Source organism: Microbulbifer rhizosphaerae (genome assembly GCF_014191725.1).
Taxonomy (GTDB): Bacteria; Pseudomonadota; Gammaproteobacteria; order Pseudomonadales; family Cellvibrionaceae; genus Microbulbifer; species Microbulbifer rhizosphaerae.
Window position 1 is genome coordinate 47,170 of sequence record NZ_JACHWZ010000004.1, and the last position, 14,738, is coordinate 61,907.

17 protein-coding genes are annotated in these 14,738 nt (G+C 61.8%); 7 read left to right on the plus strand and 10 right to left on the minus strand.

Annotated elements, in window-relative coordinates:
* Window positions 1-491: 491 nt before the first annotated feature.
* The 7 genes from FHS09_RS04990 to FHS09_RS05020 all read right to left on the minus strand — a co-directional run bounded on the left by FHS09_RS04990 (window position 492) and on the right by FHS09_RS05020 (window position 5,553).
* Window positions 492-1,274 (minus strand): TrmH family RNA methyltransferase, encoded by a 783-nt coding sequence (locus tag FHS09_RS04990; protein ID WP_183457376.1) that lies wholly within the window; start codon window positions 1,272-1,274, stop codon window positions 492-494.
* Window positions 1,271-2,143, minus strand: coding sequence for a Rossmann-like and DUF2520 domain-containing protein (locus tag FHS09_RS04995; protein WP_183457378.1), 873 nt, complete (start codon window positions 2,141-2,143; stop codon window positions 1,271-1,273). Before FHS09_RS04995 ends, FHS09_RS04990 begins: the two co-directional genes overlap by 4 nt.
* Window positions 2,144-2,295: 152 nt before the next feature.
* On the minus strand, window positions 2,296-3,060 hold the full coding sequence (locus FHS09_RS05000) for a pyridoxine 5'-phosphate synthase (RefSeq protein ID WP_183457802.1): 765 nt from the start codon (window positions 3,058-3,060) through the stop codon (window positions 2,296-2,298).
* The gene (locus FHS09_RS05005; RefSeq protein ID WP_183457380.1) at window positions 3,057-3,641 is read right to left on the minus strand and encodes a peptidylprolyl isomerase; all 585 of its coding nucleotides are present in this window, start codon (window positions 3,639-3,641) and stop codon (window positions 3,057-3,059) included. The genes FHS09_RS05000 and FHS09_RS05005 overlap by 4 nt, the downstream gene beginning before the upstream one ends.
* A gap of 82 nt (window positions 3,642-3,723) precedes the next feature.
* Window positions 3,724-4,410: a TIGR04211 family SH3 domain-containing protein gene (locus FHS09_RS05010; protein ID WP_183457382.1), complete on the minus strand. Its 687-nt coding sequence runs from the start codon at window positions 4,408-4,410 to the stop codon at window positions 3,724-3,726.
* Between the two features lie 40 nt (window positions 4,411-4,450).
* Entirely contained in the window at window positions 4,451-4,750 is a 300-nt protein-coding gene (locus FHS09_RS05015) for a YciI family protein (protein ID WP_183457384.1), read from the minus strand.
* A 38-nt stretch (window positions 4,751-4,788) separates the two neighbouring features.
* Window positions 4,789-5,553 carry a VC0807 family protein gene (locus FHS09_RS05020; protein ID WP_183457386.1) on the minus strand — a complete coding sequence of 255 codons (765 nt, stop codon included), beginning with the start codon at window positions 5,551-5,553 and terminating at the stop codon, window positions 4,789-4,791.
* A 158-nt stretch (window positions 5,554-5,711) separates the two neighbouring features.
* Here FHS09_RS05020 and FHS09_RS05025 point away from each other — a divergent pair, with 158 nt between their 5' ends.
* The 5 genes from FHS09_RS05025 to rluB all read left to right on the plus strand — a co-directional run bounded on the left by FHS09_RS05025 (window position 5,712) and on the right by rluB (window position 10,302).
* Window positions 5,712-6,569, plus strand: a complete 858-nt coding sequence (locus FHS09_RS05025) for a PHP domain-containing protein (RefSeq protein ID WP_343057406.1) — start codon at window positions 5,712-5,714, stop codon at window positions 6,567-6,569.
* Window positions 6,570-6,706: 137 nt separating this feature from the next.
* Window positions 6,707-7,330: an L-threonylcarbamoyladenylate synthase gene (locus FHS09_RS05030; RefSeq protein ID WP_183457388.1), complete on the plus strand. Its 624-nt coding sequence runs from the start codon at window positions 6,707-6,709 to the stop codon at window positions 7,328-7,330.
* A 103-nt stretch (window positions 7,331-7,433) separates the two neighbouring features.
* A complete protein-coding gene (locus tag FHS09_RS05035; protein WP_425487763.1) occupies window positions 7,434-8,336 on the plus strand; it encodes a segregation and condensation protein A in 903 nt (300 codons plus the stop codon).
* 128 nt (window positions 8,337-8,464) lie between these two features.
* Window positions 8,465-9,442, plus strand: a complete 978-nt coding sequence (scpB, locus tag FHS09_RS05040; RefSeq protein ID WP_183457390.1) for an SMC-Scp complex subunit ScpB — start codon at window positions 8,465-8,467, stop codon at window positions 9,440-9,442.
* On the plus strand, window positions 9,439-10,302 hold the full coding sequence (gene rluB, locus FHS09_RS05045; protein ID WP_183457392.1) for a 23S rRNA pseudouridine(2605) synthase RluB: 864 nt from the start codon (window positions 9,439-9,441) through the stop codon (window positions 10,300-10,302). The genes scpB and rluB overlap by 4 nt, the downstream gene beginning before the upstream one ends.
* Before the next feature lie 59 nt (window positions 10,303-10,361).
* Here the strand turns inward: rluB and FHS09_RS05050 are convergent, their stop codons facing one another.
* The 3 genes from FHS09_RS05050 to FHS09_RS05060 all read right to left on the minus strand — a co-directional run bounded on the left by FHS09_RS05050 (window position 10,362) and on the right by FHS09_RS05060 (window position 13,255).
* Window positions 10,362-11,060: an SRPBCC family protein gene (locus FHS09_RS05050; protein WP_183457393.1), complete on the minus strand. Its 699-nt coding sequence runs from the start codon at window positions 11,058-11,060 to the stop codon at window positions 10,362-10,364.
* Between the two features lie 124 nt (window positions 11,061-11,184).
* A complete protein-coding gene (locus FHS09_RS05055) occupies window positions 11,185-12,561 on the minus strand; it encodes an ATP-binding protein (RefSeq protein WP_183457395.1) in 1,377 nt (458 codons plus the stop codon).
* Window positions 12,554-13,255, minus strand: coding sequence for a response regulator transcription factor (locus FHS09_RS05060; protein ID WP_183457397.1), 702 nt, complete (start codon window positions 13,253-13,255; stop codon window positions 12,554-12,556). Before FHS09_RS05060 ends, FHS09_RS05055 begins: the two co-directional genes overlap by 8 nt.
* A gap of 175 nt (window positions 13,256-13,430) precedes the next feature.
* Between FHS09_RS05060 and FHS09_RS05065 the strand changes: the two genes are divergently transcribed.
* The gene (locus FHS09_RS05065; protein WP_183457399.1) at window positions 13,431-13,904 is read left to right on the plus strand and encodes a Spy/CpxP family protein refolding chaperone; all 474 of its coding nucleotides are present in this window, start codon (window positions 13,431-13,433) and stop codon (window positions 13,902-13,904) included.
* 274 nt (window positions 13,905-14,178) lie between these two features.
* Window positions 14,179-14,730, plus strand: coding sequence for a flavodoxin (locus FHS09_RS05070; RefSeq protein WP_183457401.1), 552 nt, complete (start codon window positions 14,179-14,181; stop codon window positions 14,728-14,730).
* Window positions 14,731-14,738: the final 8 nt, after the last annotated feature.

Below are 14,738 nucleotides of genomic sequence, written 5' to 3' on the forward strand. Positions count from 1 at the left end.
CGCGCAGTTTTGCGAAGCACGTCCCTGTGCTTCGCCCTGCGGGTCAGCTAAAGCTGACCAAAAGCGCTCCCGGCGCTTTTGTGCGACCGGCCAAGGATGGCCGGGCCGGCCTGCGCCCCATGGAAGGCTGCTTGCGAGTACCGCGCGTGTGACCACAGCTCGCCGCGCAGTTTTGCGAAGCACGTCCCTGTGCTTCGCCCTGCGGGTCAGCTAAAGCTGACCAAAAGCGCTCCCGGCGCTTTTGTGCGACCGGCCAAGGCAGATTTTTGCTCCTGCAAAATCTGCATTCCCGTTGGGCGGCACCCCGCCGTCCCTGGCGGTCAGATAGCCGGACCGGCCTGCGCCCCGGGGAAGGCTGCTTGCGAGTACCTTGCGCGTGGCCACTACTCGCCGCGCGGTTTCGCGAAGCACGTCCCTGTGCTTCGCCCTGCGGGCCGGCCTGCGCCCCAGGGACGGTTGCTTGCGAGTATCTTGCGCGTGGCCACAGCTCGTTACAGCTGGTGCCGAAAGCTGATCAGCGCTGCGGTAACCGCGACGTTGAGGCTTTCGACACCGTTGCGCATGGGGATGCGCAGACTGTGGGTGCAGGTTTTGGCGGCGGCGTCGCTGACACCGCGGGTTTCGTTGCCGAGTACGAAAATCGTGGCTTCGCCGCCGTTCAGTTCCCCCAGGGTATCTTTGGCATGGGAACTGAGGGCGCAGATGCGGGCGCCGGTGTTGGCGAACTCCGCCAGGGTGGGAGCGAGATCGTCACAGCGCAGCAGGCGCATTTTGAACAGAGTGCCGACGCTGGCTTTGATGACCAGTGGATCTATCTGCGCGCAGCCCTTGCTCGGCAGGATGATGCCGTCGATGCCGCCGGCACAGGCGGAGCGGATAATCATGCCGAGATTTTGCGGGTTGGTAATGCCGTCCAGGGCGAGCAGTTCATAGGGTTTATCGGCGGTGCGCAAAAATTCCTCTGCCTTGCCGTAGTGCGGCAGGGCCAGGTCCAGGGCCACGCCCTGGTCCTGACGCGCGTTCTTGGAAATCCGGGAGAGCCCCTTGCGGTCCCAGTAGGCGATTTCGATGCGCCGCTCATGCGCCAGTTGTTCGATACGAGTGATCAACTGGTCGCGGCGGTTGCTTTCCGCCAGGTGCAGCTTGTGTGCAGCCAGGGTTGGGTCTTCCAGAGCCTCCAGCACTGGCTTGCGTCCGTAGATGGTGAGCAGGCTGTCGTAGAAAGCGCGCTTTTTGAGGTACTGTCTTCTTCGCTCTTGGGGAGAATCTTTCACCGGGGTGGCTCACTCAGTAAATCGATCAATTGTTCGGCCAGGGGCCCGGGCAGTTGATTGTGCCGGGCCAATTCCACACAGGTGAGGCCCAGTTGGCGGTAGCACTGGGCCAGTTGTGTATCGGTTTGCGCCAGCGCAGCCAGCTGTCTGCGCACCGTATCCACGTCGCCTCGCGCAATGGGGCCGGTGAGGGATTGCTCCGGGCCCATTGCCATATTGTTCCCGGCGGTCTGCAGTACTATGGGCTTGAGCAGTTCCAGTGCCCGTTCCCGCTCGATACCGGCGGCGGAGAATGTGCGCAGACTCAGATCCATCAGCGCAGTGAGGTAATTGCAGGCGAATACCGAGCCGGCGTGATAAAGAGCTTTTTTGCTGCTGTCGATGGTGAGCAGTTCGCAGTCGAGGGCGGTGAAGGCGCGCTGCAACAATTCGATTGCGGACCGGTCCCCCTCCAACGCCACGGTACTGCCGGCGAGGTTGCACAGGGATTTTTCCGGATCGGCAAAGCTGTGCACCGGATGGGCGCTGGCGGTTGCCGCTGGCCGGCAGGGGGACAGGATTTCCGAGCCGAGGGCGCCGCTGCAGTGAAAAACCACGGCGTTGTCCCTGTCGTTCAATCGGGGACCCAGCTGCTCGGCAATCCCGGCGATCTGCCGGTCGCCGGTGGCGATCAGCCAGCAGTCTGCATTTTCCATCGTTCCGATGGAATCGCAAACGCTGCCGGCGCCGATAAAATTCCGCGCCGTTTCGGCGCTCTGTGGCGAGTGATTGCAGATGGACTGAATCCGGAAAAATCCCCGCTGCTGCCACAGGCGGCCGAGAGTCCGGCCCAGTCTGCCGGCGCCGATAATATTGAGAGTCAAGGACATCAGCTAACGCGCACCTGAAAAATGGTTTGATATTGGCAATGGGTCGTTGTGGGATGGGCAAGGAGCGAAACGACGCGCTCACCACAAAGTGCCGTAAAAAACGATGGGCACACTCGCTTTGCCCATGCTACAGCCACGCTTATAAAAATTAATTAATTGCCGCTCAGGCAATTGAGATAGGCGGTTACCGCATTGTCCAGCCCCATACTGATGGCGTCCACGGTCAGCGCATGACCGATGGAAACTTCCTGCAGGCCGGGCAGGGTGCGGTAACGCGGCAGGTTGATCAGGTTGAGGTCGTGGCCGGCGTTGACTCCCAGCCCCAGCTGGCGTGCGTGTTCCGCGGCGGCACTGTGGGCGGTGAAAATAGCGTCGATATCGCCGGACTGGCGGGCCACTGCTTCAGCGTAGGGGCCGGTATAGAGTTCGATCCGGTCGGCGCCCACGTCCCCTGCCAGTGTTATCTGCTCCAGATCCGAGTCCATAAACAGACTTACGCGGACCTTGGCCGCCTTCAGTTCGGCGATTATCGGCTTCAGGCGGGCGCCGTCGCGTTTGAGGTCGAAACCGTGGTCCGACGTGAGTTGATCGTTGCTGTCCGGCACCAGGGTGCACTGGTCCGGCCGGGTTTCCAGCACCAGCGGGATCAGCCCCGGGTAGTCTTTCAAGGGCTCGGCAAAGGGGTTGCCCTCGACATTGAATTCGATTCCCTCGCGGCTCCGGCACAGTTCGGCCAGCTCGCGCACGTCGCCGGGGCGGATATGGCGCTGGTCCGGGCGCGGGTGCACGGTCAGGCCCTGGGCACCGGCGTCGAGGCACAGCCGGCCGTGGGCGACCACATCTGGGTAGCTACCCTCGCGGGAATTGCGGATCAGCGCGATTTTATTGAGATTGACACTGAGGGCTATCACCGTTATTCCCCTTTGTTGCCGTCCGCTTCCGGGCTTTGTTTCAGGCGTTTTGCCTTCAGTATGCGCACGGGGGTGTTGGGCGCGGCGGGGAAGGCCCGGTAGAGGCCGCGGGGTTCGGCGGCTATCTTGTCCACCACATCCATCCCCTTGACGACTTTGCCGAACACGGTGTAGCCGGGTTTGTCCTTTTGCGCATCCAGGTGGCCGTTGTTCACCAGGTTGATAAAGAACTGTGCGGTGGCGCTGTCCGGGTCGTTCAGGCGGGCCATGGCGACAGTGCCGCGCAGGTTCTGGAGGCCGTTGGCGGACTCGTTGGCCACCGGCTCGCGGGTTTCCTTTTTCTGGAAATCGAAAGTCAGTCCGCCGGTCTGGACCATAAAGCCCGGGATCACCCGGTGGAAAATCACTCCGTTGTAGAAGCCGCTGTCCACATAAGTGAGGAAGTTTTCCACGGTGGCCGGCGCCTTGTCTTTATAGAGTTCCAGCTGAATGCCGCCGAGGTCGGTTTGCAGTTCCACCTGAGGGTTTTCGGCAAGCACCGGCAGGGCGAGAAAGCCGGTTAAAAGTGCCGCGAAGAATACACGCATCGTCCATGCTCCCTGTTTTACGCTATTAACGGATGGCGGGTTTGAAGCCCGCTTGCGGAGCTGGAACTCCGCGGTGCCGGGATCAATTGGCCCATTCGGAGCGCCGCCGGCGCGGGCGCAGGTGCGGTGCTATCATGGCCAGGATAGCACCCAGGCCGACGGACAGGGCGCCGTACATATACCACTTCTGGGTATCGCTGCCGGAGAGGCGCTGGATTTCCGCCTCTGCCATCATCTGTTCCTGCTTCAGCAGTTCGTGTTGATGCAACAGTTTCTGGTGACGCTGGTTGAGCGCCACTGCGTCTGCAGAGAGGGCTTTCAGCTCCTTCAATTCTTTTTCCAGTTGCTGGGACTTTTCCTGCGCGGTCTGTAGCGCGCTGCCCAGCTTGTGGTTTTCCCCTTCCAGGCGGCGGACTTCCCCGCCCAGGTTGCCTTCCATTTTCTCGAAGCGCGCCAGGTTGGCCTCCGCTCGCTGCAGCTTGATTTCTGCCACCGGTTCCGCCACCAGGTACTGGCGGGGCACCCAGCCCTCTTCGCCGCCGGGGATGCGCACCCGCGACCAGCCGTCGTCCGGGGCGTCTTCCAGCAGGGTCAATTTGGTACCGCTGGGCAGGCCGCGGTGCAGGATACGAAATTCGTTGCCTTTGCCCGAGCGCATGGGAACGTGCAGTTCGTCGGTGATATAGCGAGTGCTGCCAGTCTGTGCGACGGTGAAAGTGCTGGCGGCGAGCAGTGCAGCCGCGGCCATGCCGGTCAGTTTGTTCATCATTTCTGATACAGCTTTTTTATCGGTTAAAAGTGTTTTCGGTTTATGGGAGTACGGCTTTGAATGGCTTGACCACCACGGAGGCGTAGACACCGGCGCTGACATAGGGGTCTGCATCGGCCCAGGCCCTGGCGTCTTCCAGCGAGGGAAATTCCGCTACCACCAGGCTGCCGCTAAAGCCGGCTTCGCCGGGGTCTTCGCTGTCCACCGCAGGGTGGGGGCCGGCGAGGAGCAGGCGCCCCTCGTCTTTCAGGCGGTTGAGGCGGGCCAGGTGGTCGGGCCGCGCGCCTTTGCGCAGCGGCAGACTGTTGTCGACGTCTTCACTGATAATGGCGTACCACATATTTATATCTTTCGCTTTTATTTTGTCGGTTTTTCGGTTTATTGCTGGGCCATGATCTCTTCGAGCTTCAGGCCGGTCAGCTTGACGATGCGATAAAGCAGGAAGAACAGTGCCAGGAGCAGGATGATCGCCGTGGGCACGAAGATCACTCCATAGCTCACCATGGTCATTTTGCCCAGCTCAATATTAAAGGCCTCTGTGCCGGGCGGGCTCTGCAGCATCAGTTTGGCCAGGATGTAGTTCAGCGTCGAGGACAGGAAGAAGGAGCCGGCGATCATCCAGGAGGCGTGCTGCAGGGTGCGCTCGAAGGCGCCCTGGTTGCCGTTGCCGGCCAGCACTCTGGCGATCTTGGCGGTATCCAGAACCATGTCGTTGTAGAGGAAGGTCTTCACCAGAGGCCAGCGGGTATAAAGGGATGCCACAGTGGCTATGCCCAGTAGGCCGGGAATGGCCGCCTCCTTGATAGCTATGTATTCAGCATCCAGTTTCAGCAGGCTGATGCCGCCGGTGAGCAGGACACTGATAGTGCCCAGGGCGGAAAAGAAGTTGACCTTGCCGGACCGGTACAGGTCGTGCAGGCCGTAGAGCAGCGGAAACGCCAGCGCCACCACGATGGCCCACTTGGTGCCCAGCCAGTTGTCGCCGGACAGTTTGGTGAGAATCAGCGTGGGGATGACGATATTGATCAGCAGATTGGCCAGAAGGCTCTCTTTTTTTGGCTGAGAACTCTCTTTCTTCGGCTGAAGGCTCTCTTTCTTCGGCTTCTGCTCAGTCGCTGCGGTGGTCGGGTTGGTTTCGGTCATGCTCTGTTCCGGTGATAATGCCCCGCTATCCCTTACGATAGACTTCGGCTGACGATACCGCTGCCAGCGGTGAATGGGTCTCCCCGGTCGCTGTTCGACAGCGCTGCCGGGTAAACGTTCAAAGCGGGTGTAACCACCCGGAGGTAGTTATCCTGACTGTGACCACGTATTCAGGTCTGGTGGACCTGCACTGCCACAGCACGGCATCCGACGGTATTTTAAGTCCTGCACAGCTGGTGTCGAGGGCGAAATCCTGCGGTGTGACACTGTTGGCGCTCACCGACCACGATACGGTCGCGGGAGTGGCCGAGGCCCGCGAAGCCGGTGACCGGCTGGGTGTATTGGTTTTGCCGGGCATCGAGTTTTCCTCCCGTTGGGGGCGGCGCCAGGTACACATTATCGGGCTCGATATCGATCCGGCGTCCACTGCGCTGCGGGACGCTATTGAGCTGCGCGACCGGCTGCGGGACGAGCGTGCGCGGAATATCGCCGCCAAGCTGGAAAAGCGGGGCTTCCCAGACGCTTTGGAAGGCGCCCGGGCACTGGCCAGCGGAGTGCTGGGCAGGCCCCACTTCGCCCGCTGGCTGGTGGCGGAGGGCCATGTGGCGGATATGGCGCAAGCCTTCAAACGCTATCTGGGGGCGGGAAAAGTGGGGGACGTGGCGGTGGACTGGCCAGAGCTCGCGGACACCATTGCCACTATCAAGGCAGCCGGTGGTGTCGCGGTGTTGGCCCATCCGCTCAAATACGGCCTGACGCGCACCCAGTTGCGGCGACTCCTTTCGGAGTTTCGGGACGCGGGGGGCGGCGCCGTGGAGCTGCTCTGTGGCCGCCAGAATCCGGTGCAGACCCGCGAACTCCGCCAGTTACTGGATTCGGTGGCAGGGGAGGGCGGTGAACCCCTGCGCTGCTCCCTCGGCAGCGACTTCCACCAGCCGGACCAGCCCTGGCGCGAACTGGGCTGTGTGAGACTGCCGGAGGGCGTCGAGCCGGTATGGGCCATGCTGCGCGTTTAACGAGCGCCGCTCGTTGCGCAGCATGGCGCCCGGCCAAGGACGGCCGGGCTGGTGGATTCTCCATGGATGGCTGCTTGGCACGGTGCATTTGTGGCAGACTAGCGCCTAGTTTCTTGAACAATATATTGGGGGCAATAGTGGCGCAGTTTTTCCAGATTCATCCGGACAATCCCCAGGGGCGGCTGATCAGTCAGGCGGCGGATATTGTCGCCAGTGGTGGGGTGATCGTCTTCCCCACGGACTCTGCCTACGCCATCGGCTGCCGGTTGGGGGAGAAGTTGGCTGTGGAGCGCATTCGCGCCATCCGCCAGTTGGACAAGCAGCATAATTTCACCCTGATGTGCCGCGATCTCTCGGAACTGGCCAGCTACGCCAAGGTGGACAACCAGATGTTCCGCCTGCTCAAGAACCACACCCCCGGCCCCTACACCTTTATCATGCCCGCCACGGCCGAGGTGCCGCGCCGGCTGTTGAACCCCAAGCGCAGGACCATCGGCCTGCGGGTGCCGGGCAACGCCATCGTGCAGGCGCTGATCGAAGCCCTGGGCGAGCCGCTGATGAGCTGCAGCCTGATCATGCCCGGCGACAGCCAGCCGCTCACCGATCCCTACGATATCCGCGACACCCTGGAGCACCAGGTGGAGCTGGTAATCGACGGCGGTTTCTGCGGCCTGGAGGCCACCACCGTAGTGGACCTCACCGGTGACGAACCGGAACTGGTGCGCGAGGGCTGCGGTGCCATCGATGAAATTATCGGTTGAAGCAGCGCACCTATGTATAATCGCGCGTTTGCATTTTTGAAGGTGGGGCAGCGTGTCCAGTGAAGAGTTACTAGCCGAGGCGGAAGCGCAGGTGCTCGCGGAAGTGGCCGCCGCCGGGGACGCCGGGCCGGAGACCGCCGAAAAGAGTGCGTCCGCCGAGCCTCCGCGCCAGGGGGAGATGCCCTTCGCTGTGGTGCAGGGCCAGGCGTTTACCGAACTGCCCGCCGATCTCTACATTCCGCCGGATGCGCTGGAGGTGATCCTGGAGGCCTTCGAGGGGCCGCTGGACCTGCTGCTCTACTTGATCCGCCGGCAGAACCTGGACATCCTCGAAATCAACGTGGCTGACATCACCCGCCAGTACATGGTCTATGTGGAGATGATGACCGCCATGCGCTTCGAACTGGCGGCGGAATACCTGGTGATGGCCGCCATGCTGGCGGAGATCAAGTCGCGTATGCTGCTGCCACGCCCGCCCCAGGAAGAGGAAGAGGAGGGTGAGGACCCGCGCGCCGCGTTGATTCGCCGCCTGCAGGAGTACGAGCGTTTCAAGACCGCGGCGGAGGACCTGGACGAGATACCGCGCATGGGTCGGGATATCCACCAGGCCGCAGCCCAGGGTCCGGACCGCAAATTCACCCGTCCCGACCCGGACGTCGACTTGAAAGAGGTGCTGGTGGCGTTGGCGGACGTGCTCCGCCGCGCGGACATGTTCGAGAGCCACCAGGTGGAGCGGGAAAAGCTCTCCACCCGCGAGCGTATGACCCAGGTACTGGACAGAATCCGCCACCGCCAGTTTGTACCCTTTGTGAGCCTGTTTACTGTGCAGGAGGGGCGTCTGGGTGTGGTGGTCACCTTCCTCGCGGTGATGGAACTGGTGAAAGAATCCCTGGTGGAGCTGGTACAGAACGAGGCCTTTGGCCCCATCCACGTGCGCGCCGCGGGCCAGGAGCCCGAAGCCGTGGAAGCGGAAGAAGAAACAGACGCCGAAATGGTTCCCTTGTAGGAGCGGCGGGGCGGCCATCCGCCGTTGGCCGCGATCGATCTCGCTTCGTAGCACCTATCGATCGCGGCCAACGGCCGCTCCTACAGAGACAATTGAGCCGAAAGAATTCCAAGGTTAGAAGTTAGAAGATGACAATCGCTCCGGAACTACTGCGCCGCATAGTGGAAGGCGCACTGCTGGCCGCAGGGCAACCGCTCTCCGAGGAGAAGCTGCTGTCCCTGATCGACGAGGGCGAGCGCCCGGAAAAGACGGTACTCCGCCAAGTGCTGGAGGAAATCGCCGGCAGTTGCGCCGAGCGGGGCTTCGAGCTGCGCCAGGTGGCCAGCGGCTGGCGTTATCAGGTGCCGGAAGACCTGGCCCCCTGGGTCAACCGCCTGTGGGAGGAGAAGCCGCAGAAATATTCCCGCGCGATTCTCGAGACCCTGGCGATCATCGCCTATCGCCAGCCCATTACCCGCGGTGATATCGAGGAGATCCGCGGCGTTGCGGTGAGTTCTCACATCGTCAGAAGTCTGTCCGAACGCGGCTGGATCAAGGTGGTGGGGCAGCGGGATGTGCCCGGCAAGCCGTCGCTCTACGCCACCACCCGGGAGTTTCTCGACTACTTCAATCTGAGCACCCTGGACGACCTGCCCACGCTGGCGGAGATCCGCGATATCGACAGCCTGAACCAGGTGCTGGATCTGGGCCAGTTGGACGGTGGCGAAGCGCAGCAGGCCAACAGTGACGCGGATTCCGAAGAGCCGGCGGCGGAATCGATAGAAGCCGAATCCGCCGGGTCGGGCGAAGACACAGGCGAAGATGCTCCCGTCGAAGTGGGCTCTCCGGAAGAAGTCGAAGGAGAACAGCTTGAGAGTGAGCTTTTGCAGGGCTCTGGTAGCGATTTGGAAACAGCCGCCGAGGCCGGGTTCACCGACAGCGAAAGCGAGGAGGTCGTCGAAGACGAATTCCCCGAAGCCGCCGACAGCAGTCAAGTGAGCGAAGGCTCTCTAACCGCGGAGCTCCCGCCGAGCAGCCTGTTTGTCGAAAGTGCCGAATCTGAAGAGCCCGCCGAAGCCGAAGACGAAGCCGGGAAAGAACCGCAATCGGAAAATGCCACCCTATGAGTGATAGCACTTCGCCTGCGGGCGAAAAACTGCAGAAAGTACTGGCCCGAACCGGCCTGGGCTCGCGGCGCGAGATGGAGCGCGCGATTGAGGCGGGCCGGGTGACCGTGAACGGTGTGGTGGCGGAGTTGGGCGAGCGGGTGACCGGTACAGATCATATCGAGTTCGACGGCCGCCGCCTGCCGGTGCAGGAGGAGAACCGCTGCCGGGTGATCCTGTACAACAAGCCGGTGGGGGAGATCTGTTCCCGCCACGATCCGGAGGGGCGGCCCACGGTCTACGACAGCCTGCCGCGCCTGCGCTCCGGGCGCTGGATTTCCGTGGGCCGGTTGGATTTCAACACCAGCGGCTTGCTGCTGTTTACCAACAGTGGCGAGTTGGCCAACAAGCTGATGCACCCCTCGTCGGTGATCGACCGCGAGTACCTGGTGCGCATCCAGGGCCAGGTGGACGACGAAATGAAAAAACGCCTGCTCACCGGTGTGTTGCTGGAAGATGGCGTGGCGCGGTTTACCGATATTGTCCCGAGCGGTGGCGAGGGAAACAACCGCTGGTTCTACTGCGTGGTGATGGAGGGGCGCAACCGCGAAGTCCGGCGCCTGTGGGAGTCCCAGGGAGTGCGTGTCAGCCGCCTGAAACGGGTGCGCTACGGCAGTGTATTTATTCCCTCCCATGTGCGCGTGGGTCAGTGGATTGAGATGGAGCCCAAGGAGATCGACGATCTGTGCATCACCGCCGGCCTGCCGAAACTGGGCCAGCGTCCGCTGACCCAGGCGGAACAACAGAACTTGCAGCGCCAGCGGCGCAAGCTGCGCAAATCACCGGGATCGGCACTGCGCCGCGGTAAGTCGCAGAAATGATAGGGGAGTAGATCGGGGGCGACGAGTAGGATGGGCACGCTGCGCTTTGCTCATCCTACCTACTGAAGTCCCGAGTCCGACTGATTTTCCTCGATCGGCTCCTCACCTTCCTCCTCAAGGGTTTCGCCCTCCATCCCGTCGCTATCCATATCGTCCGGGTCCGCGCCCATTACATCGTCGTCTGAGGGAAGTTCGGAATCGCTGCCGTTGTCCATCTGCGGTTCCGCCGGCGGCGCTTCGGCGGATTCCACCACCTCCTTGAGTTTGTTCAGTCCCCTCTCGTAGGACTTGCCCACCATCTGTTTCACGGCCAGCCCCGTCCAGCGGGCTATGGGACCCGCGCCCATGTCGGTATTGAACCACCAGGTGACGTTGCTACCACTGCCTTGGGGCCGCAGGCGAAATTCGGCGCTGGCTTTGCCCTGATCGCCGAAATCCAGCTCGGTGTGCACCAGTGAGTAAGGCTCGCTGGCGGTAATGGTCTGGCTGCCGCTACCTACACTGGGATTTTCACTGCGCCAGGACATCATTGCGCCCACCCCTTCCTCGGGGCCGCTGTAGCTGTATTTGGTGTCCGGGTCGATCTGGTACCAGGGTGACCAGCTGTTGAAGTTGCGGAAGTTGTTGACGTAGGGAAAGACTGCCTCGGGCGATTTGGATATGTACACACTGCGCTCGAGTGTGACCTCGCGGGGAAACAGGAAGCCGGCGAGTACCAGTAGTACCAGGAAAATCAGAATATAGAGTATCCAGCGCATAGCGGGGCCCTTTCATTATCCATTGTGGGCGGCTTAACCGCAGCCGGAGCTCGATTATCAATGATCAATTACCAATGAACAATTACCAATGAACGATGACCGGCCATCGATCACCGGCAATTGATCATTGTTCGTTGATCACCACCAGTGGCAAATTTATTTCCACACAGAGGCCGGCGCCGGGAACATTGCGGGCGGAGATGGTACCGCCATGGTGCAATACGGTGCGCTGGGCGATGGCCAGGCCCAGACCGAAACCTCCGCTCTCCCGGGTGCGTGCAGTGTCGGTGCGGTAGAAGGGGCGAAAGATGGCTTTGAGTTCGTCTTCTGAGACACCGTTGCCGGAGTCGATCACACGGATATGGCATCGCTCGTCGCGGCTCACTATTCCGACCGTTACCGTGCATCCGCTGGGGCTGTAGTTGATGGCGTTGTGCAGGATATTTTCCAGCGCGGCGGTCAGTGAACTGCCGCGGGTGGCCACCAGGGCTTCTTCACGGTCACTTTCGAGATTGAATTGCAGTTGTTTTTCATCCGCCTCGGCTTTCAGGTCTTCGGTCAGGGCGCCGACCAGGCTGTTGATTTCCACAACGTCGTCCAGCGGTCGCTGGTCGGTACCCGCCACCGGTAGGGAGAGCACGTCGGCGATAATATCCTCCAGGTAGTCCGCGGCCTTGCCGATCTTGTCCAGCTCCGCGTCCAGTCCGACGGTATCCTTTTGCCGCGCTATGCCGAGGGCCACCTGCAGGCGCGCGAGGGGCGAGCGCAGTTCGTGGGAGACATCCTTGATCAGCCGCCGCTGTTCGGCCATGGATTCCTGCAGTTGGGCGGTCATGGAGTCGAAATCCCGCGCCAGGTCGGCCAACTCGTCATTGCGGCTGGGCATCCCGGGGGAGACCCGATAGTCCAGTTCGCCCGCGGCCACGCGCCGGGTGGCGGTGCGCAGTTGGTCCAGGGGGCGGCTGAGGTAGCGGGCCAGCCAGTAGCAGGCGGCGCCGGAGGCGAGCATGGACAGCAGCAATATCGGCCAGAAATTGCGCCACAGGAAGCGCAACAGCAGCGTTTCCTTGCTCTGCCCGGCGATCAGCACCACGCGCAGGCTGTCCGGGCCGCGCAGGGCCACAAAAAAACCCACCGCAGGTTTTTTTTGCACCAGCATATGAGTTTCGCGGTTGCGGAAATTGAGGCGTTCGAACATGGGAGCCATGTCTTCGGGCAGCGGCCGGCCCAGCAGCTCGCGACCGTGTTGGTCGACGGCGAACACTTGGCGCTGCACTTTGGGTGGCTGGCGTTGCAGCCAGTGGCGAAAACTTTCCGGGCCGTGGCGTCGCGCCATGCGCATATTGCGTACCGTCTCGTGAAACAGCGCCGGCCCCTCCCAGCGTTCTTCCTGCCTGGGATCGCCGAATTCGCGGAAATGGGTGATGTAAACGGTCGCCACCACCATCCCCACCGCGGTGATCCAGGCGCCGAAAAACATCTTCCAGAAAAGGCTATGCATAGGACCTGGTCAGCATATAGCCGGCGCCGCGGATATTGATGATCAGCTCGCGGCTGGCGCCCTGCTCGACGAGTTTCTTGCGGATATTGCTCACGTGCACGTCGATGGAGCGGTCGTAGGGCATCAGTTTGCGGCCCAGTGCGGTCTCGGTCAGCATCTCCTTGCTCACCACGTCGCCCGCGTGCTGTACCAGTACCTTGAGCACGGCGAACTCCGCGCCGGTGAGGGAGAGCAACCGGCCGTTCCAGTAGCCCTGGTGCTCCGCCGGCAGCAGGCGCAGCGGTCCGCTCGCCACGGTGCCGGGCTCATCGGATTCGATGCGGCCGCGGCGCAGCACGGCGCGCAGGCGCGCGGCCAGTTCACGGGGATTACAGGGTTTGGGCAGGTAGTCGTCCGCGCCCATCTCCAGGCCGACGATGCGGTCGACGGTGTCTCCCTTGGCGGTCAGCATCAGTACCGGCAGCGAGCGGCTCGCCGGCGAAGTCTCTTCCCGCAGCTTGCGCAGCAGGTCGAAGCCATTGTGCACCGGCAGCATTACATCCAGTACCAGGGCATCGAAGGTGTGGCTTTTGGCCAGCTCCAGGCCGCGGCCGCCATCGTTGGCCACGGTGACCTCGAAGCCCTCGCCAATAAGAAATTCCTGTAACAGATCGGTCAGTTCGCTGTCGTCGTCGACCAGCAGAATACGGCTCATGGTGTTCTCTCTGTGTGTTCAGGCTCCATTATATGCAAAGCTCCGGCGCCGGATACGACACCGGGCGAGGCCTTTTACCGTTCTTAACAAATGTTTACCGGCGTTTGCCCCTATTTACATAGCGCTCTCCTAGTATGCGTATACACCTACTGAGACCAAACTAGAGGATGCGTCAATGAATAAATGGAAAGCGATGATGGGCAGCCTGGCGCTGGCGGGTGCCCTGGTGGTACCGGCAGTCACTCTGGCCCAGGACGATTTTGTCCATACTTCCATGTCCCGTCACCACGGTTCTCATTTCCTTGAGCACATGGAGGAAGAGCTGGGTCTGACCGAGGGCCAGGTGGCGCAACTGAAGGCCAACCGCGAAGCCAATCGCGACGTCCGTAAGGCGCAGCGCGATCAGATGCGTGAGTTGCGCAAGCAGCTGCACGAGGCCATCGACTCCGGCGCAGACCAGGGCACGCTGGACGAACTGGGTGCGCAGTTGGGCAAGCTGCACGTGGCCAAGATGCAGGAGATGCAGCAGATGCGCCAGCAGTTTGAAGTAATCCTGACCGAAGAACAGAAGGCCAGGCTCAAGCAGTTGAAAGAGGAGCGCGGAGGGCGCCGTCATTTCCGACGCTGGAAGGAGCGCGACGAAGAATAGTCTGAACATCTCCTGTGCGATCGATTGGGCAGTTTCTACCCCGGCCCGATAGACTCGTAACCCCCTTGCCCCCACGCGGGGGCTTTTTTATGCGCGGAAGCTGAGCTGAGTGTTTTTATGTTCAGAATTCCTGCTCTCATCTTTGTCGAGACGACCCGTAAGATAAGGTCGACATCAGCATGCGATGGGCCGGATGCCCGTGCTTGCTGTTGCCCACCATAGCTGGGAAAATAGCGCGCCGCCAAGCAGGTGGTGGCAGAGAAGGGGAGTGAATGTGAGCAGAATCGGCTTGTTTTACGGCAGCGACGAGGGCAACACCGAGGCGGTTGCCTTCCGGATCCGCGCCCGCCTGGGTGAGGAGCGGGTGGATATCCACGATATCGCCGACGTCACCCAGATGGAAATTGCCGATTACGATCAACTGATCTTCGGTATCCCCACCTGGGACTTCGGCCAGATCCAGTCGGACTGGGAGGATTTCTGGGAGGATGTGGAGCAGATCGACTTCACCGGCAAGACCGTGGCCCTGTTCGGCCTCGGCGACCAGTTCGGCTATGGCGACTATTTCCTGGATGCGATGGGCATGCTGCACGACGTGATCGTCGCCGGCGGCGGGTCCATTGTCGGTCACTGGCCCACCGAGGGCTACGAGTTCGAGGCCTCCAAGGCGGAGATCGAGGGGGAGGACTGTTTCGTCGGTCTCGCTATCGATGAGGATCAGCAGGAGGAGCTCACCGCCGAGCGACTCAATCGCTGGTGCCGCCAGATCGCGGAGGAGTTCGGCCTCGAGGGTGGCGCCGACGGCGTCTCGCAACTGGACGATTGAGTGCACCA